Source organism: Nonomuraea composti (assembly GCF_012034275.1).
In the GTDB taxonomy this organism is placed as follows: domain Bacteria; phylum Actinomycetota; class Actinomycetes; order Streptosporangiales; family Streptosporangiaceae; genus Nonomuraea; species Nonomuraea composti.
In genome coordinates, this window is record NZ_JAATEP010000009.1 from 234,707 (window position 1) to 251,836 (window position 17,130).

Here is a 17,130-nt window from a genome sequence, read left to right on the forward strand (position 1 = left end):
TTCTCATGAACCCGGATGGCGCTTTGTGGCGATACAGGCCGTGCGGACATGGACGAGCTGGATCATGGTGGTGCCCTTCGCCCTGTGGGCGGCGGTGCGGTTGAGCGGATTCGAACCGGACTGGCCGTGGGTGCCGGCGGTGGCGTACACGCCGTACGCGGTGTGCGCGGCGGTGCTCGGCCTGGCCGTGGCCTGCGTGCTGCGGCGGTGGGCGGCGGGCACGGTCGCGCTCGTGTCGGTGCTGGCACTGGTGCCGGCCGTGCTGCCGCGCGCGCTCGCCGACGGCAACCCCGACGCGGAGGGGCCGGTGCTGCGGGTGCTGGCGGCCAACCTGATGGTCGGCCAGGCGGACACGGCGGAGCTGGTCGCCCTGGTCGAGCGGCTGGAGCCGGACGTGCTGGCCCTGCAGGAGCTCACCCCGGACGCCATGCGGCGGCTGGAGGAGGCGGGGCTGCGCCGCACCCTCCGGTACGCGGTCACCCGCCCGCTGACGGGGGTGGGCGGCTCCGCCGTGTACGCGCGGCATCCGCTCAAGGACGGCGGCTTCATCAAGCTCGGCGCGTTCGGGCAGGCCAGAGCCTGGCTGACGCACTCGGACGGGGACCGTGTCGAGGTCGTCTCCGTGCACCCGTGCGCTCCCAAGCGGGCCGGGCGGCAGCCGTGCTGGCGGGCCGGGCTGGAGGCGCTGCCCAGGGGTGGCGGGGCGGCGCCGCGCGTGCTGGCGGGCGACTTCAACGCCACGCTCGACCACCTGCCGGTGCGCGACCTGCTGGCGTCGGGGTACCGGGACGCGGCCGACGTGATGGGGCGGGGGTTCGTGGCGACGTGGCCGCAGTTCGGGTCGTGGCTGTACTCCCCCGGGGTGACCATCGACCACGTGCTGGCGGACTCGCGGATGGCGGTGCGCGACTTCCAGGTGCTGACGCTGCACGGCACCGATCACCGGCCGGTGTTCGCCGAGCTCAGGCTGCCGTAACCGGCCCCATGGCGGTGGCACCGGCGGCGGGGCGGCCGGTGTGGGCATCCTGGGGGAGCGCGCGTCCGCCTGCTCGTAAACTTGAGCCTGTGGTAGAGCCCAAGTTCGAGATTCAGATGCTGCACGACCGGGTCATGATCAGGTTGGAGCAGGAGGCCGAGGAGCGGCGCAGCGGCTCCGGGATCGTCATCCCCGCGACGGTCAAGATGGCCAACCGCCTGGCCTGGGGCGAGGTGTGCGGCGTCGGCACGAACGTGCGCTCGGTCAAGGTGGGCGACAAGGTGCTGTTCAACCCCGAAGACCAGTTCGAGGTGGAGGTGCACGCCAAGGTCTACCTGGTGATGCGCGAGCGCGACCTGCACGCCGTCGCCACCCAGGAGACCGACCACGGCACCGGCCTCTACCTGTGACCGCCTCTACCTGTGACCGCCTCTACCTGTGACCGCCTCTACCTGTGACCGTGGACGAATGACAGCCACAGGTCGGCGGCCCACGTCCGGGCGGGCACGCCGGCCAGCACGCGCGTGAGCCTGCCGCCGAGGTCGAGCACCGACAGGCGGTAGGCGCCGCGGTGCGGCACGACGGCGATGAGGTGGCCGTCGTCCCACCAGCCGAGCACCGCCGCCGGCCGCGCCGCCACCCGCGCGGCGATCCGGCCCGTGGCCGGGTCCACCAGGCACAGGTGCTCCGCGAAGCGCGACGGGCACCAGGTGAGCAGCCGCTTGCCGGAGGGCGAGAACGGGTCCTCGGGGCCCGTCGGCAGCCCCGCGCCCGCGTACGTGCGCAGCACCGCCCCGTCGGAGGCCCGGTGCACGCGCAGGCCGGCGCCGTGCCGGGTGACGAGGTCGCCGCCCGGGCTCCACCAGAAGCCCGCCCCCGCGCTCAGCCCGGAGATCCGCACCGTGCGGGCGGTTCTGGAGACGACGTCCACGACCGTGAAACCGAGCACCCGCCACGTGCCGCTGACCTTCCGCTCGACCGTGAGCGCCACGCGCCTGCCGTCACGCGCCCACGAGGCGTAGGAGGCGGTCATCGGCTGCTTCACCGTGCGGATGGTGGCGGACCTGCCGGTGGTGCGGTCGGTGACGACGAGATGGTCATAGCCCGAGCGGTAGGCGCGGGGCACGCCGGCCGTCCAGCGGCCGTCCGGCGAGATCGACACCTCCGACAACGTCTTCTCCCAGGTGAAGGCGTTGCCGGTGGCGGACCTGAGATAGGCGCGCTTGGTGCCGAGGCCGTAGGCGGCCAGGCGTACCGGATCGCCCGCCTGCTCGCGGTAGGTCACCCCGCCGGTGCCGGGCAGGACCACCTCCGCCCGCGCGGCGGGAGCTGCCGTGACAGGGACCGAGAAGAGCAGGGACAGCGCGACGGCGAGATGAGCGATCACGCCTCGCACACTAGGCAGCCGGACGGGCGATTCCCCGCCCCGATAACGACCGGGTCTGGATGTGCGGTGCTAGACGAAGCGCTGCGCGATCTCGATGACGTCGATGCCCAGCGTGAGCAGGCCGAAGTAGACGATCACCGCGGCGGCGGCCACCGTGACGAGGAGCACGAGGATGCGCACGATCCAGCCCTGCCGCTTGTACCACTCGGTCCAGGCGTGCAGCGTCTGCTTGCCGAACTCCAGCACCTTGTGCGCCCAGTGGAACTCCGTGGCCAGCACCGCCAGCCCGGCGAACACCACGAGCCAGCCCGGCCCGGGGAACGGCACCATGATGAGCCCGCCCACGACCATGATGGCGCCGATCACGCCGACGACGATCTTCAGGGTGAGCGCGCCCGTACGGGTGGAGCGCACGCCGTCGAGCCAGCCCTTGAAGCCGGAGCGGCGTCCGGGCATGCTCGAGTGCTCGGCGGCCTCGTCCTTGATCACGTCGGCTTCGCCGGTGTCGGAGTTACGAATCGCCACAAGTCCCCCCGGCAGTCGGTGTGCGTCCCAGGATACGACCCTGCCCGGCATGGCCACTTGCAGACGACTAGCAAACCACCAAACCCCATGACCGGTAAAATTTCCCGCCTGAGCAGCCTTTATCCGGCAAACATCGGTTAATGTGCGTTATGCCCGAGGTTCTGCTCCGTACCGTCACCGGCCCTGTACGCGTGGCCGCCATCGACGGCACCGTCCTCCCCCATGAGCACCTGCGTACCGACATGCGCTGGGCGGTCGGCATCGACTCCGACCCGCACCGCTGGCTCGACGAGGAGATGACGGTCAGCGCGGAGCTGCGCGAGCTGCGCCAGTCCGAGCAGCTCGGGCTCGTGGTCGAGCTGACCTGCATGGGCATGGGCCGCGACGCCGCCGCGCTCGCGCGCATCGCCGCCGGCAGCCGGGTGCCGGTCATCGCCTCGACCGGCCTGTTCGCCGAGCCGTTCACGAACGTCGGCGACGAGGACGTGGACAGCCTCACCGCCCGCCTCATGGAGGAGATCGTCAGCGGCGTGGACGGGACCGGCGTCTTCCCGGGCGTCATCGGCGAGGTCGGCTCCTGGGGCCCCGAGCCGACGGCCCGCGAGGAGCGCTGCCTGGTCGCCGCCGCCCGCGCCTCCCTCCGCTCGCGCCTGCCCGTCGCCACCCACGGCAGGAACGGCCTGGCCCTCCTGGAGATCCTGCTCGGCCAGAACCTGCCCGGCTCCCGCATCGCCGTCGGCTACGCGGGCACCGACCTGGGCGCGGCCAGGAAGATCGCCGAGTCGGGCGCGTACGTCAGCCTCGGCGCGCTCGGCCTGGGCGCCGACCAGGCCGCCAGGCTCGCGCTCGGCCTCATCGAGGACGGCCACGCCGGCCGCCTGCTGCTCAGCACCGGCCTCAGCCGGGTGGCGCAGGTGCGCCGCTACGACGGGCCCGGGTACGCGCACCTGTTCCACGCCCTGCTGCCGCGCCTGCGCGAGGCGGGCACCAGCGAGGACGTGATCCGCCTGATCACCCACGACAACCCGCTGCGCTGGCTGACCGACGGGTTCGCCGCCTGACCCTGACTTGACCTCAACCAACGTCAAGGTTGCAGACTGGGCGGCATGATCTTCACAGCAGCGGAACTCGACTACCTCGCCGGCCAGCGGCTCGGCCGCCTCGCCACCGTCGGCCCCGACGGGCAGGTGCAGAACAACCCGGTCGGCTTCTTCGTCCAGGACGGCACCATCGTCATCGGCGGGCACGCCCTCGGCATCTCCAAGAAGTTCAAGAACATCCAGCGCGGCAGCACGATCGCCTTCGTCGTGGACGACCTCGCCTCCGTCGACCCCTGGGTGGCGCGGGGCATCGAGATCCGCGGCACGGCGGTCGCGCTGACCGACGTCGAGCCGCCCGTGCCGTTCTTCTCCCGGGAGGTCATCCGCCTCTCCCCCACCAAGATCATCTCGTGGGGGCTGGACGGGTCCCGATCGAGCCGGAAGGTGTGAAAGCTCGCTAGGATCGGGGCTACACGAGCCTGAACGGGTGGGGGGATGGCGACCGACGACACGCGGAGCACCGGGCGTCTGCGCAGGCCGCTCGCCGCACTGTCGCGCCTGAGCCGGCTGGGCGACGTGCCCGTCGTCGTCATGCTGGCGTGGGCCGGATGGCTGGCGGTCCCGTGGTCGTTCAGCGGCCTCGCCCAGGCCCGCGCGGCCGCCGCCGCGGCGGCCGCCGACGCCGAGACCCCCCAGCTCCAGACCCCGGCCACCGACCAGCCACCGGTCCTGCCGCCCGTCGCCACCCAGTCGCAGGGCCTTCCACCGGACGACGGCCTTCTGCCCGCGACCGGCCGGCCCGCGTCGGTGGCATGGGGCATCCCCGCCGCCCGCGTCGCCCCGTTCACCACCGTCCGCCCCTGGCACCCGGCCCCCGACACGGAGTCCGTGCTGGCGCGGGAGCGGGCCAGGATCGCCGGTGAGGTGCACGACGCGGCCGGTCACGGGCTGGCCGCCATCGCCATGCAGGCCGGCCTCGCGCTCGTCACCCTCGACGACGACCCCGAGCAGGCGCGGGCGTCCTTGCTCGCGATCAAGGAGACCAGCACGACGGCGCTCGCCCACCTGCGGGCGGCGCTCGACGGCATCGACCCGCCCGCCGGCGACCTGGCCGCGCTCATCGACGGCGTCCGGGCGGCGGGCCTGCCCGTGGACGTCGAGCCCCCGGCTCTCACCGTGCCCCCGCACCTCCACGGCCCCGTCTACCGGGTGGTGCGGGAGTCCCTGACGAACGTGCTGCGGCACGCGGGCCCGACCCGGGCACTCGTGCGCGTCACGGAGGCCCCGGGCGAGCTCGTGCTGGAGGTCACCGACCGAGGCATCGGCCCCACGGGCGCGGACGCCGGCGCGGGCGAGGGTCGTGGGGTGGCCGGGATGCGGGCCAGGGTCACCGAGGCGGGCGGCCGGTTCACGGCGGGTCCGCGCGAGGGCGGCGGGTTCCGCGTGGAGGCCAGGTTCCCGCAGGTCTCGGCATGAGCAGCGACACGGCCCAGGGCGCGAACGACGGCACGGCGCGGGGCATGAGCGGCGACACAGTGCGGGGCATGAGCGGCGACACGGTGCGGGGCATGAGCGGCGACGTGGCGCCGGGCATGAGCGGTGATGCGGCGCCGGGCGTGATCAGGGTCGCGGTGGCCGATGATCAGGCCGTGGTGCGGATGGGACTACGGGCGTTGCTGGAGCGGGAGCCCGGCATGGAGTGCGTGGGCGAGGCAGGTGACGGGCAGGCGGCGCTGGCGTTGATCCGGCGCACCCGCCCCGACGTCCTGCTGCTCGACATCCGCATGCCCGGCCTGGACGGCCTGGCCACCCTGCGCGCCATCGCCGGCGACCCGGAGCTGCGCGGCACCCGGATCGTGGTGGTGACGACGTTCGCCGTGGACGAGTACGTCTTCACCGCCCTCCAGGCCGGCGCGAGCGGGTTCCTGCTCAAGGACAGCGCCCCCGACGAGCTGGTCAACGCCGTCCGGGTGGTGGCCGCCGGTGAGGCGTTGCTGTCGCCGGCCATCACCAGGAAGGTCATCGGCCTGTTCGGCAGGCAGGGCGACGCCCGCCCGGTGGAGGGCATCGAGACGCTGACGCCGCGCGAGCGGGAGCTGGTGGCGTGGGTGGCCACGGGCCGGTCGAACGAGGAGATCGCCAGGGAGCTGACGATCAGCCCCGACACCGTGCGCACGCACGTGAGCCGCGCGATGGTGAAGCTGCGGGCGAGGGACCGGGCGCAGCTCGTGGTGTTCGCGATGCGCGCCGGCCTCGCCCTCCCCGGCTGAGCACCCGCCCCCGCTGAGCACGCACCGCCGCTGAACGCACGCCCCCGCCGTGCACGCACCGCCACCGCCGCTGAACACCCGTCCCGGCTGCGCGCGTCACTTCTTCAGGAAGCCTTCGTAGTTGCGTTGCTGGAGCTGGGCCTCGATCTGCTTCACGGTGTCGAGCCCCACCCCCACCATGATCAGGATGCTGGTCCCGCCGAACGGGAAGTTCTGCTGCGTCCCCGGGTCCCGCAGGATCGCGAAGGCGACGAGCGGCAGCAGCGCCAGCACCGCGAGGTACAGCGCTCCGGGTGCGGTGAGCCGGCTGAGCACGTACGCGAGGTAGGCCGCCGTGGGCCGGCCGGGCCGGATGCCGGGGACGAAGCCGCCGTACTTGCGGATGCCGTCGGCCACCTCCTCGGGGTTGAAGGTGATGGACACGTAGAAGTAGGCGAACCCGGCGATGAGCAGCACGTACGCCGTCATGTAGAGCGGGTGCGTCCCGGAGGTGAGGTTGAGCTCGACCCACGCCCGCGCTCCGGGCCCGAGGAGGGGGGCGGCCAGCGTGGGCAGGTAGAGCAGGGACGAGGTGAAGATGACGGGCACGATGCCGGCCTGGTTGACCTTCATGGGGATGTAGGTGTTCTGGCCGAACGTGCGGTTGCCGATGAGCCGCTTGGTGTACGACACCGGCACCCGCCGCTGCGCCTGCTCGACGAACACGACGGCGGCCACGAGGAACAGCCCGGCCACGATCATGACGACGAAGCTCACGGGGCTGAGCACGAAGATCTTCGACAGGTACGCCGGGAACACGGCGACGACCTGGGTGAAGATGAGCAGCGACATGCCGTTGCCGACGCCGCGCTCGGTGATCAGCTCGCCGAGCCACATGACGGCGCAGGCCCCGGCGACCATGGTGAGCACGATGACGGTGACGGCGAGCAGCCCGTCGTCGCGCAGCAGCGGCTGGGTGCAGCCGGGCAGGAGGCGGCCGGTGCGGGCGAGGGTGACGACCGTGCCGGCGTTCAGGACGGCGAGGCCGACGGTGGCGTACCGGGTGTACTGGGTGATCTTCGCCTGGCCGTTCTGTCCCTCCTTCCTGAGCGCGTCCAGCCTGGGGATGACGACGGCGAGGAGCTGCATGACGATGCTCGCCGTGATGTACGGCATGACGCCCAGCGCGAACACGGACAGCTGGAGCATGGCGCCGCCGCTGAGCATCTGCACCATGTCGAACAGGCCGCCGCCGGCGGAGCCGATGCACCGGCGCACCACCACGATGTCCACGCCGGGGGCGGGCAGGAGCTGTCCCAGCCGGAACAGCACGACGATCCCCAGGGTGAACAGCACCTTCCCGCGCAGCTCTGGCGTCCGGAAGACTCGGGTCAAGACGGTCAGCATGGGCACCGAGTCTGCTCGCGGGCGGGGGCGCGGTCGTCCGCCGAGGCGAGGCACCGGCGTACGCAGATCCGCGTATACGGTGATCGGGTGAGCACGCTCTGGGTGATCAGCGGGCCGCCGGGGGCGGGCAAGTCGACGGTGGCGGCCGAGCTGCTGGCCCGCCTGTCCCCGGTGCCCGCGCTGCTCGACAAGGACACCGTGTACGGCGATTTCGTGGCCGAGGTGCTGCGGGCCCATGGCCGCCCCGACGGCGAGCGCGAGGGCCCCTGGTACGACGAGCACATCAAGCGGCACGAGTACGCCGGGCTGACGAGGATCGCCCGGCAGATCAGGGAGCACGGCTGCCCGGTCATGCTGGACGGGCCGTTCACCACGCAGGTGCACGACGCGGCCGCGTGGGCGCGGTGGGTGGCGGAGCTGGGCGGGGCGCCGGTGCGGCTGCTGTGGGTGCGCTCCGACGGGCCGACGCTGCGCGCGCGGCTGACGGCCAGGGGTTTCGGGCGGGACGCGGGCAAGCTGGCGGCGTTCGACGCCTATCTGCGGGCGATCCGGGTGGACGAGCCGCCGGTCGTACCGCATCTGGAGATCGACAATCGGCGGGGCGCGCCGGCGGTCGGGGCGCAGCTCACGGCGGCGGGTATACCGCCGCGAACACGGCGGGCAGCCGGGGAACGAGCCGGGTGAAGCGGCCCTCCTCGTAGGTGGCGCCGGGCTCGTTGGCGAGCTGCTGGGAGACGGGCCCGGCGATGAGGCTGGCGGCCAGGGCCAGGCCCTCCTCGCTGGCGGCGTCGGGGTGCAGCTCGCCGCGCCGGACGGCGTCCCTGATGAGGGTGGCGAAGTGCTCGTGGATGGCCAGCGCGGGCGCGTACGACTCGGGCGAAGGGGTGAATCCGGGCACCGGCCGCCAGAACAGGAGCTGCGCCAGCACCTGGTTGTCCATGATCCACCGGGCGCCGGCCTCCAGCGAGGCCCCCATCCCGCGCAGGCCAGGCTCACCGGGGGCGCGCACGGCGGCGAGGTAACCCTCCTGTCCCAGCTTGAACAGCGCGTCGTAGACCGCGTGCCGCGACGGGAAGTACTTGTAGAGCGAGGGCGGCCGCACCCCCAGGCGCCGGGCGACGGTCGCCAGGCTCAGCCCCGCCACCCCTTCCTCCGCCATGACGTCGAGCGCGATGTCGAGGATCTCGGCCTGCGTCTCGGCCCTGCGGCGGGCTCTGCGGTCGGAAATGTCAGCCATGCCCGATAGCTTAGGCTAATAGTAGTAGCTCTAGCTATGGGGGTGAGTCTGCGTGTCGCGTGACATCGAGCTGATCGGGCTGCGGCAGAACAATCTCAAGAACGTCTCGTTGCGCCTGCCCAAGGAGCGGCTGACGGTGTTCACGGGCGTGTCAGGCTCCGGGAAGTCGTCCGTCGTGTTCGGGACGATCGCGGTGGAGTCGCAAAGGCAGCTGGGCGAGACGTTCAGCGCGTTCGTCAGGCACCGGCTGCCCAAGCACGAGCGGCCGAGAGCCGAGCGCATGGCGAACCTGACGGCGGCCGTCGTCGTCGACCAGAAGCCGGTCGGCGGCGGCGCCCGCTCGACCGTGGGCACGATGACCGAGGTGCAGGCGCTGCTGCGGGTGCTGTTCTCGCGGCGCGGCACGCCGTCGGCGGGGCTGGCCAGCGCCTACAGCTTCAACGACCCGCAGGGCATGTGCCCCGGCTGCGACGGGCTGGGCCGGACGGTCGAGGTCGACCTGGACAAGCTGATCGACCCCGATCTGTCGCTCAACCAGGGCGCCCTGGCCCTGCACCCGATCGGCTCGGCGCCGTGGCAGATCTACGCCGAGTCGGGGTTGTTCGACCCCGACAAGCCGCTGCGCGACTTCACCGGCGAGGAGCGGGAGCTGCTGCTGCGCGGGAGCGGGTTCAAGGTCAAGCGGGGCAGGTACATGAACACGTACGAGGGCGTGGTGCTCCGCTTCAACCGGCTCTACCTGCGGCGGGCGCGCGAGCACGTGGACGAGGAGGCCCGCCCGTACGTGCGCGAGCGCACCTGCGCCACCTGCGGCGGCGCGCGGCTCAACGCGGCCGCGCTGGCATCGAGGATCGACGGCCGCAACCTCGCCGACTACGCCGCGATGGAGGTCACCGACCTCATCGAGGTGCTCGAACGCCTCGACGACCCGGTGGCGGAGGCGGCCGTGGAGTCGCTGCGCAGGATCGAGGCCATCGGGCTCGGCTACCTCAGCCTCGGCCGCGAGACGCCGACCCTGTCGGGCGGGGAGGCGCAGCGCCTCAAGACCGTGCGCAACCTGGGCAGCAGCCTGACCGGCATGACCTACATCTTCGACGAGCCGAGCGTCGGGCTGCACCCGCGCGACGTGCACCGGCTGGGCGACCTGCTGCTGGAGCTGCGCGACAAGGGCAACACGGTGCTGGTCGTCGAGCACAGCCGCGACCTGATCGAGCTGGCCGACCACGTCGTGGACCTGGGGCCGGGCGCCGGCACCGAGGGTGGGCGGGTCGTCTACGAGGGCACGGTGGCGGGGCTCGCCGCCGGCGGCACGCTGACCGGCCGCATGCTGCGCCGGGTGACCCCGCTCAAGGAACGCGTGCGCGAGCCGACCGGCCGGCTCACGATCGCGGGCGCGAACGCCCACAACCTCAGGAACGTCACCGTCGACGTGCCGCTCGGCGTGCTGACGGCCGTCACCGGCGTCGCCGGGTCGGGCAAGAGCACGCTGATGCGGCAGGAGCTCATGGCGCGGCATCCGGAGACGGTCCTCATCGACCAGTCGGCCATCGCCGCCTCCCCGCGCTCCACGCCCGCCACGTTCCTGAACGCGATGGACCCGCTGCGCAGGCTGTTCGCCGAGGCGCACGGGGTGGCGCCGGGCATGTTCAGCTTCAACTCGGCCGGGGCGTGCCCGGTGTGCAAGGGGCGCGGCGAGATCAGGACGGACCTGGCGTTCATGGACCCGGTGACGCGGGTGTGCGAGGCGTGCGGCGGCAGCAGGTACAGCGGCGAGGCGCTGTCGTACCGGGTGGCCGGGCGGACGATCGCGGACGTGCTGGCGATGACGGCGGTCGAGGCGGCGGCGGTGTTCGAGCTGCCGGGCGTGGCCCGGCTGAGCGAGGTGGGGCTCGGCTACCTGACGCTGGGGCAGCCGCTGAGCACGCTGTCGGGCGGGGAGCGGCAGCGGTTGAAGCTGGCGCACCGGCTGCGCGAGCGGGGGCGGGTGTACGTCTTCGACGAGCCGACGACCGGGCTGCACATGGCGGACGTGGACACGTTGCTGGCGCTGCTCGACCGGCTCGTGGACGACGGCAACACGGTGATCGTCATCGAGCACGACCTCGACGTGGTCAAGCGGGCCGACTGGGTGATCGACCTGGGGCCGGAGGCGGGGCAGCACGGGGGCAGGGTGGTGTTCGAGGGGACGCCGGCCGCGCTGGCCCACGCCTCCACCCATACGGCGAAATATCTCGCTAAGGCTCTAGATAGTCGTCGTCCCGGACGTCCATGATCGCCATGTGCCCCGGCAGGTGGCCGATCGCGAAGTCGATGCCGCTGGCCAGCACCGCCGCCTGCGGCGTCACCCCGCACGCCCAGAACACCGGCACCTCCCCCGCCCGCACCTCCACCGGATCGCCGTAGTCGGGCCGGGCGAGGTCGTCCACCCCGATCGCGGCCGGATCGCCGATGTGCACCGGCGCCCCGTGCACCAGCGGGTACCGGCCGCTCACCTCGATCGCGGTGCGCACCAGCTCGCCCGGGATCGGCCGCATCGACACCACCAGCGGCCCCGACAGGCTGCCGGTCGAGCGGCAGGGCACGCTCGTGACGTACATCGGCACGTTCGTGCCCGACTCCAGGTGCCGCACCGGCACCCCGGCGTTCAGCAGCGCCCGCTCGAAGGTGAAGCTGCACCCGATCAGGAACGGCACCAGGTCCTCGCGCCACTCCTCCACCACGTCGTCGAGGTCGGCGACCGCCTCGCCGCCCCGGTAGAGCCGGTAGCCGGGCAGGTCGGTCCGCAGGTCACCCCCGAACAGCTCGGTGGACCACGCCCCCGGCTCCCCGATGTCGAGCACCGGGCACGCCTGGGGGTTTCTGTGGGCGAACAGCAGCAGCTCGTACCGCAGCCGCTTGGGCACGGCGATGAGGTTGGCCTGCGTCCAGCCCTGGCACCAGCCCGCGGTGGGCACCCGCTCACCGGTGCGGAAGCGCTCCCGCGCCTGCGCGGGGCTCAGGTCGGCGACGTCCACGCCTTCGAGCGTAGGAGCGCGGCCTGCGCAGGTCCACCGTCGCGGCCCGCTCGTCACACGGGTTTGACCGGCTCCTTGGCGCGCTCGTCGTACGCCTGCCTGGCCGCGATCACCTCGTCGGCGTGCTCGCCCGCCCACTCGCCGATCGAGCGCAGCACGCCGACGACGCTGCGCCCCAGCTCGTTGAGCTCGTAGTCGACCCGCGGCGGGATCGTCGGGTAGACGGTGCGCACGATCAGCCCGTCGCGCTCCAAGGCGCGCAGGGTCTGCGACAACATCTTCTGCGTGATGCCGTCGAGCATCCTGCGCAGCTCGTTGAAGCGCCGCGGCCCGTCGAGCAGCGCGCCCAGCACCAGGCCCGTCCACTTGTTGGTGAAGATGTCGAGCACCGTGCGCGGCTTGCACGCCTGGAGGAACGCGTCGGCGCCGCCGTACTGGCGTAGGTCGGGAAACGTGGTATCCATCAGGTACCTGAATACCGCAGAAGTGCCTTCTTCACAACGGATACCGGCCTTCACCAGCATGGTCGGTGTGACAGAGAAGATGCGCGCGATCGTCTACCGTTCGTTCGGCGAGCCAGAGGTGCTGGAGCTCGCCGACATTCCGCGGCCCGCGCCGGCCCCCCATGAGGTGCTGGTACGTGTCAAGGCCGCGGGCGTCAACCCGCCCGACTGGAAGCTGCGGCGCACCCCGTACCCGCCGGACTACACCGAGCCGCCGCTCGTCCCCGGCTGGGACGTGTCGGGCGTCGTCGAGCAGGTCGGCGCCTACGTCGGCCGGTTCAAGCCCGGCGACGAGGTGTTCGGCATGGTCAACTTCCCGCTCTACGGCGGGGCCTACGCGGAGTACGTCGTGGCCAGGCCGCGGCAGTTCGCGTCCAAGCCGGCCGGGATCTCGCACGCGCAGGCCGCGGCACTGCCGATGCCGGGGCTGACGGTGTGGCAGGCGTTCGGCGACATCGCCGACGTGTCGCCGGGGCAGCGGGTGCTCGTCCACGCCGCCGCGGGCGGGGTCGGGCACCTGGCCGTGCAGGTCGCCAAGCTGCGCGGAGCGTACGTGATCGGCACGGCGCGGGCCGCCAAGCACGACTTCGTCCTGAGGCTCGGGGCCGACGAGATGATCGACTACACCGGCACGGACTTCGCCTCGGCCGTGTCCGGCGTGGACCTCGTGGTGGACATCGTCGGCAAGGACTATCCGGCCAGGTCGCTGCCGCTGATCCGGCCCGGAGGCGCGCTGATCGCGGTCGCCGGGGTGACGCCCGAGGACGTGGAGGCGTACACGAAGGCGGGGGTGCGGCAGGGCCTGCTCATCGTGGAGCCCGACCACGCGGCGCTGGCGTCGCTGGCCGCGCTGGTGGCGGACGGCTCGCTGACCGTGCACGTGGACCGCGTCTTCCCGCTGGCCGAGGCGGCCAAGGCGCACGCGTTGATGGAGAGCGGCGACTTCGTCGGCAAGCTCGTCCTGGAGATTTGACATCCGACCCCGCGTCAACCTATGTTGACCCTCATAGGCAAGTCAATCAAAGTTGACGCGGGGTGGTTTCGATGGACGCACTGTCGGTCGCCGTGGCGGCCAACCTGCCGGTCCTGCTCTGGGGAGCACCCGGCACCGGGAAGACCTCGGCCGTCCTGGCGCTCGGGCAGCGGCTCGGGCTGCCGGTGGAGGTCGTGGTCGGCTCGATCAGGGAGCCGAGCGACTTCGCCGGGCTGCCGGTGCTGCGCGACCGGGAGACCTGGTTCGCGCCGCCCCGCTGGGCGGAACGGCTGGCCGCCGCGGGGACGGGCATCCTGTTCCTGGACGAGCTCACCACGGCGCCGCCCGCCGTCCAGGCCGCCATGCTGCGGGTGGTGCTGGAGCGGGCCGTCGGGGACCTGGCGCTGCCCCCGTCCGTGCGGATCGTCGCGGCCGCCAACCCGCCCGAGCAGGCCGCCGACGGGTGGGACCTGTCGGCGCCGCTCGCCAACCGGCTCATCCACCTGGACTGGACGGTCAGCGCCGAGTCTGTGGCGGAGGGGTTCATCGGCGGCTTCCCCGCGCCGGCCGCCCCTTTGGGGCAGGTCGGCGGCGCTCTGGCCGGGCGGGCCCGGGCGCTGGTAGGGGCCTTTCTGCGGGTACGGCCGGAGCTGGTGCTCGCGGTGCCGGACGGACCGGCTCGGGCGTGGCCCAGCCCTCGGACGTGGGAACTCGCGGCCACGGCCCTGGCCTGCACCTCGGCCCTCACACCTACGCAGGGCCCCTCTCTTGACGTGATCAGCGGTCCTGTCGCCTATGAGCGGGTGGAGGTGGCGGGACCCGGGATGGAGCGGGTGCGGGCCGAGCTGGTGGTCGGCGCGGTCGGGGAGGCGGCCGGGTTCGAGCTGCTGTCCTGGCTGCGGGACCTGGACCTGCCCGACCCGGCCACCCTGCTCGCCGACCCCACCGCGCCGCTGCCCGACCGGGTGGACCGGGTGCACGCCGTGCTCGGCTCGGTGGTGGCGCACGTGGCCGCCGACGGGAGCACCGATGCGTGGCAGCGGGCGTGGACGGTGATCGGCCGCGTCGCCCGCCGCACCCCGGACGTGGCGGCCACCGCCGCCCGCTCGCTCGCCGCCCGCCGCCCGCACGGCGCCACCCTGCCGCAGGCGGTGCTGGAGCTGGCCCCCGTCCTGCGGTCCGCGGGGCTCATGCCATGACCGAACCTCACGAGCGGTCCAGGGAGCTCACGCCATGACCGAACCTCACGAGACGCCTGCCCCATTCACCGGCTCATCCACCGGCCCATCCACCGGCCCATCCACTGGCCCGGCCGCCGAGCGGGCCGTGCTGGAGCGTTTCGCGGGCGCTCGGTTGTGGGCCGCCGCCCGTGCCCCGTACCTGGCCTCGGCCCTGTTCGCCCTCACCCCGCTCCCCCACGAGGACGCCCCACCCCGTCCCGCCGCCGACGAGCACTGGAACCTGCACCTCAACCCCGCCACCACCCCCGCCACCCCCGTGCCCGAGCTGGGCTGGTGGCTGCTCCACCACGTGGGCCACCTCCTCAGGGACCACCACACCCGCGCCCACCCGTACCAGGAGCACCAGGACGAGGCCCTGCGCTGGGCCCGCGCCGCCGACGCCGAGATCAACGACGACCTGACGCGGGACGCCCCGCCGGACGCGATCTCCCCCGAAACCCTCGGCCTGCCGGACGGCCTGCTGGCCGAGCGGTACGCCGCCCTGCTCGACCTCATCGACCCGCCACCCCACCTGACCCCCTGCGCCCGCCCTCCCTTCACGGGTCCGCAGGCGATGACGGCGCTGGAGCGCGAGCTCCTGTCCAGGGCGGTGGCCGCGGAGATCGAGGCCAGGGGCACCGCTCCCGGCGGGTGGCGGCGCTGGGCCGAGCGGACGCTCCGCCCCGAGGTGGACTGGCGGGCGCGGCTGGCCCGGCTCGTCCGCAGGGGCCTGGCGCGGGCGTCCGGCCGGGTGGACTACAGCCACGCCCGCCCGTCCAGGCGGGCCGCCGCCGCGCCGTCGATCGTCCTGCCCGCCCTGGTGCGGCCCCTCCCCCGCGTCGCCGTCGTCGTGGACACGTCGGGCAGCGTCACCCGTACGGTGCTGGAGCAGGCACTCGCCGAGCTGGACGGCGTGTTGCGCGCCACCGGCCACCGGTGGCTGGAGGTGATCTGCTGCGACACCGAGGCGTACCCGGCCCAGCGGGTGCGGGCGGCGGCGCAGGTGGAGCTGGTGGGCGGCGGCGGCACGGACCTGCGGCCGGGGTTCGAGGCGGCGGCCGGGGCCGACGTGGTGATCGTCCTCACGGACGGCGACACCCCGTGGCCGGCGCGGCGCCCCCGCCCGTACGTCATCGTCTGCCTGTTCGACCCGAACATTATCCCCAGCCTTAGCGGTGACCCCAGCCGTGGCTTCGGCCCCGACCCGCGCCCCGGCTCTGGCGATCGGCACCCGGTTCCCGCGTGGGCGAGCGTGGTCCGCGTACCCCAGGAAAGGAGCGCCAGGTGACGGAGTGGGACGGCTTCACGCAGGGTGAGGTGCGGAGATGGCGAGGGGCCGGGTTCGGCCCCGAGGAGGCGGCGGCGTGGCGGGAGGCGGGCGTGACCGCCCCCGCCGACGCCCGGCTCTGGCGGACGGCCGCCGCCACGCCCCGCACGGTCGTCACCTGGCAGCGGGCCGGCATGGCCCCGCGGGACGCGGTGCGCTGGCACGAACTGGGGGGCGCCCCGCACGACGCCGCCCGCCGGCACCTGGCCGGCGAGCGGCCGCGCCGGGTCCCCTGGTGGTCGCGGCCGGCCGTCCCCGAGCCCGGCCCCGGGGTCGTGGACGCGTTGCGCCGGCTGCTGCGGGCAGGGGTGCCCGCCGACGTGGCGCGCTCGTACGCCGACGCCGGGTGGGACGGGGCCGAGGCCGGGGAATGGGCGCGGCGGCGAGTGGACCAGGGGGACGCCCGGGTGTTCAGGGCGCTGGGCTTCACGGCGGCCGAGGCGGCCAGGACCGCTCAGCCCGCGGTCGAGGTCATGGCCGCGTGGTGGGGCGCCGTACCGTTGGAGGAGGTGGCGTCGTGGTGCGCGGCCGGGCTCACGCCCGCCGAAGCGGCCCGCCAGCGCGCGTCGGGCGTCACGGCTGAACAGGCGTCCGTCCTCCGCGCCCTGTCGTCACCCGGCCCATGAGGTACGGGCGTCCAGCACTCGGCCTCGAAGGTATGCGAGCGCTCAGTATTCGACCTCGAACGTGTGCCAGCGCTCAGTATTCGACCTCGAACGTGTGCGAGCACTCAGTATTCGACCTCGAAGGTGTGCGGCCCGAGCCCGTACCCGCCGCCGAACGGCACCACGTACCCCTGCTCGACCAGCTTGCCCAGGCTCGCCCGTACCTCCTCCTCCGTCAGCCCCGAGGCCCGCACCACACCGTCGAGCCCGGCACTGCCGCCGCCCGACTCGACGGATTGGGCGGCCACCGCCTCGTACACGTGAACGTCCAGGTCGGACAGGGCCTGCACGTCGTGGCGTTCGGTCATGTCCGCTGCCTCGCTCCCTCTCTCAGCCGCGCCGGATCGACCTCCCGGTCGGGGTAGCGGCGGAGGTACTCGGCCTCCAGCTCGTTCGTCCGGGAGGTGTGGCGGTCGAGGGCGTCGTCGGACCCGTGGAAGAAAGTATCGCTCCGGGTGGTGTGCAGCTGGCGCAGCTCGCGTACGAGATCATCGTCGCTGAGCTGGGCCGGATCTATTCCCATCGTCGTCATGCGCTCCCCCTACCCCAGGAACCCCCGAACAATATCTGTCACAATTCCTGACATATAGGCATTGTTTGTAAGAGA

Annotated in this window: 20 protein-coding genes; 12 read left to right on the forward strand and 8 right to left on the reverse strand. The window is 73.0% G+C overall.

Translation table 11 applies throughout. The features are described from left to right. Nucleotides 1-40: 40 nt before the first annotated feature. Together HCN51_RS15655 and HCN51_RS15660 are read left to right on the forward strand one after the other, a co-directional pair. The gene (locus HCN51_RS15655; RefSeq protein WP_168010334.1) at nucleotides 41-976 is read left to right on the forward strand and encodes an endonuclease/exonuclease/phosphatase family protein; all 936 of its coding nucleotides are present in this window, start codon (nucleotides 41-43) and stop codon (nucleotides 974-976) included. Nucleotides 977-1,065: 89 nt separating this feature from the next. Beyond that, nucleotides 1,066-1,386 (forward strand): GroES family chaperonin, encoded by a 321-nt coding sequence (locus HCN51_RS15660; RefSeq protein ID WP_043632105.1) that lies wholly within the window; start codon nucleotides 1,066-1,068, stop codon nucleotides 1,384-1,386. A gap of 38 nt (nucleotides 1,387-1,424) precedes the next feature. Here HCN51_RS15660 and HCN51_RS15665 read toward each other — a convergent pair whose 3' ends face one another. Together HCN51_RS15665 and HCN51_RS59415 are read right to left on the reverse strand one after the other, a co-directional pair. Beyond that, entirely contained in the window at nucleotides 1,425-2,363 is a 939-nt protein-coding gene (locus tag HCN51_RS15665) for a TolB-like translocation protein (protein WP_168010335.1), read from the reverse strand. 69 nt (nucleotides 2,364-2,432) lie between these two features. Continuing rightward, the gene (locus tag HCN51_RS59415; RefSeq protein WP_168010336.1) at nucleotides 2,433-2,888 is read right to left on the reverse strand and encodes a TIGR02611 family protein; all 456 of its coding nucleotides are present in this window, start codon (nucleotides 2,886-2,888) and stop codon (nucleotides 2,433-2,435) included. A gap of 149 nt (nucleotides 2,889-3,037) precedes the next feature. Between HCN51_RS59415 and HCN51_RS15675 the strand changes: the two genes are divergently transcribed. The 4 genes from HCN51_RS15675 (at nucleotide 3,038) to HCN51_RS15690 (ending at nucleotide 6,198) form a co-directional block, all read left to right on the forward strand. Then, the gene (locus tag HCN51_RS15675; RefSeq protein WP_168010337.1) at nucleotides 3,038-3,949 is read left to right on the forward strand and encodes a phosphotriesterase family protein; all 912 of its coding nucleotides are present in this window, start codon (nucleotides 3,038-3,040) and stop codon (nucleotides 3,947-3,949) included. Between the two features lie 45 nt (nucleotides 3,950-3,994). Continuing rightward, entirely contained in the window at nucleotides 3,995-4,378 is a 384-nt protein-coding gene (locus HCN51_RS15680) for a PPOX class F420-dependent oxidoreductase (RefSeq protein ID WP_206067046.1), read from the forward strand. 45 nt (nucleotides 4,379-4,423) lie between these two features. After that, complete coding sequence (locus HCN51_RS15685) at nucleotides 4,424-5,404, forward strand: sensor histidine kinase (RefSeq protein WP_168010338.1); 981 nt, start codon at nucleotides 4,424-4,426, stop codon at nucleotides 5,402-5,404. Nucleotides 5,405-5,520: 116 nt separating this feature from the next. After that, nucleotides 5,521-6,198 carry a response regulator gene (locus HCN51_RS15690; protein ID WP_428981539.1) on the forward strand — a complete coding sequence of 226 codons (678 nt, stop codon included), beginning with the start codon at nucleotides 5,521-5,523 and terminating at the stop codon, nucleotides 6,196-6,198. Between the two features lie 96 nt (nucleotides 6,199-6,294). Here HCN51_RS15690 and secY read toward each other — a convergent pair whose 3' ends face one another. After that, nucleotides 6,295-7,584: a preprotein translocase subunit SecY gene (secY, locus tag HCN51_RS15695; RefSeq protein ID WP_168010340.1), complete on the reverse strand. Its 1,290-nt coding sequence runs from the start codon at nucleotides 7,582-7,584 to the stop codon at nucleotides 6,295-6,297. An 87-nt stretch (nucleotides 7,585-7,671) separates the two neighbouring features. Between secY and HCN51_RS15700 the strand changes: the two genes are divergently transcribed. Further along, nucleotides 7,672-8,268 carry an AAA family ATPase gene (locus HCN51_RS15700; protein WP_168010341.1) on the forward strand — a complete coding sequence of 199 codons (597 nt, stop codon included), beginning with the start codon at nucleotides 7,672-7,674 and terminating at the stop codon, nucleotides 8,266-8,268. On the opposite strand, the gene HCN51_RS15705 is transcribed toward HCN51_RS15700, so the two are convergent. Beyond that, complete coding sequence (locus HCN51_RS15705) at nucleotides 8,210-8,821, reverse strand: TetR/AcrR family transcriptional regulator (RefSeq protein WP_168010342.1); 612 nt, start codon at nucleotides 8,819-8,821, stop codon at nucleotides 8,210-8,212. The genes HCN51_RS15700 and HCN51_RS15705 overlap by 59 nt on opposite strands. A 52-nt stretch (nucleotides 8,822-8,873) precedes the next feature. Here HCN51_RS15705 and HCN51_RS15710 point away from each other — a divergent pair, with 52 nt between their 5' ends. After that, on the forward strand, nucleotides 8,874-11,093 hold the full coding sequence (locus HCN51_RS15710; RefSeq protein ID WP_168010343.1) for an excinuclease ABC subunit UvrA: 2,220 nt from the start codon (nucleotides 8,874-8,876) through the stop codon (nucleotides 11,091-11,093). On the opposite strand, the gene HCN51_RS15715 is transcribed toward HCN51_RS15710, so the two are convergent. Further along, the gene (locus HCN51_RS15715) at nucleotides 11,056-11,835 is read right to left on the reverse strand and encodes a putative hydro-lyase (RefSeq protein ID WP_168010344.1); all 780 of its coding nucleotides are present in this window, start codon (nucleotides 11,833-11,835) and stop codon (nucleotides 11,056-11,058) included. The two genes, HCN51_RS15710 and HCN51_RS15715, sit on opposite strands and share 38 nt — an antisense overlap. Nucleotides 11,836-11,888: 53 nt before the next feature. After that, a complete protein-coding gene (locus tag HCN51_RS15720; RefSeq protein ID WP_168010345.1) occupies nucleotides 11,889-12,299 on the reverse strand; it encodes a winged helix-turn-helix transcriptional regulator in 411 nt (136 codons plus the stop codon). 58 nt (nucleotides 12,300-12,357) lie between these two features. Between HCN51_RS15720 and HCN51_RS15725 the strand changes: the two genes are divergently transcribed. The 4 genes from HCN51_RS15725 (at nucleotide 12,358) to HCN51_RS15740 (ending at nucleotide 16,484) form a co-directional block, all read left to right on the forward strand. Then, nucleotides 12,358-13,311, forward strand: a complete 954-nt coding sequence (locus HCN51_RS15725) for an NADP-dependent oxidoreductase (RefSeq protein ID WP_240972852.1) — start codon at nucleotides 12,358-12,360, stop codon at nucleotides 13,309-13,311. 71 nt (nucleotides 13,312-13,382) lie between these two features. Then, entirely contained in the window at nucleotides 13,383-14,510 is a 1,128-nt protein-coding gene (locus HCN51_RS15730) for an AAA family ATPase (RefSeq protein WP_168010346.1), read from the forward strand. 34 nt (nucleotides 14,511-14,544) lie between these two features. After that, nucleotides 14,545-15,819: a vWA domain-containing protein gene (locus tag HCN51_RS15735; RefSeq protein ID WP_168010347.1), complete on the forward strand. Its 1,275-nt coding sequence runs from the start codon at nucleotides 14,545-14,547 to the stop codon at nucleotides 15,817-15,819. Then, entirely contained in the window at nucleotides 15,816-16,484 is a 669-nt protein-coding gene (locus HCN51_RS15740; protein WP_168010348.1) for a hypothetical protein, read from the forward strand. Before HCN51_RS15735 ends, HCN51_RS15740 begins: the two co-directional genes overlap by 4 nt. Nucleotides 16,485-16,588: 104 nt before the next feature. Here HCN51_RS15740 and HCN51_RS15745 read toward each other — a convergent pair whose 3' ends face one another. Both HCN51_RS15745 and HCN51_RS15750 read right to left on the reverse strand, forming a co-directional pair. Continuing rightward, nucleotides 16,589-16,831: a hypothetical protein gene (locus tag HCN51_RS15745; RefSeq protein ID WP_155128200.1), complete on the reverse strand. Its 243-nt coding sequence runs from the start codon at nucleotides 16,829-16,831 to the stop codon at nucleotides 16,589-16,591. Continuing rightward, nucleotides 16,828-17,055, reverse strand: coding sequence for a DUF6158 family protein (locus tag HCN51_RS15750; RefSeq protein ID WP_168010349.1), 228 nt, complete (start codon nucleotides 17,053-17,055; stop codon nucleotides 16,828-16,830). Before HCN51_RS15750 ends, HCN51_RS15745 begins: the two co-directional genes overlap by 4 nt. Between the last annotated feature and the right edge of the window lie 75 nt (nucleotides 17,056-17,130).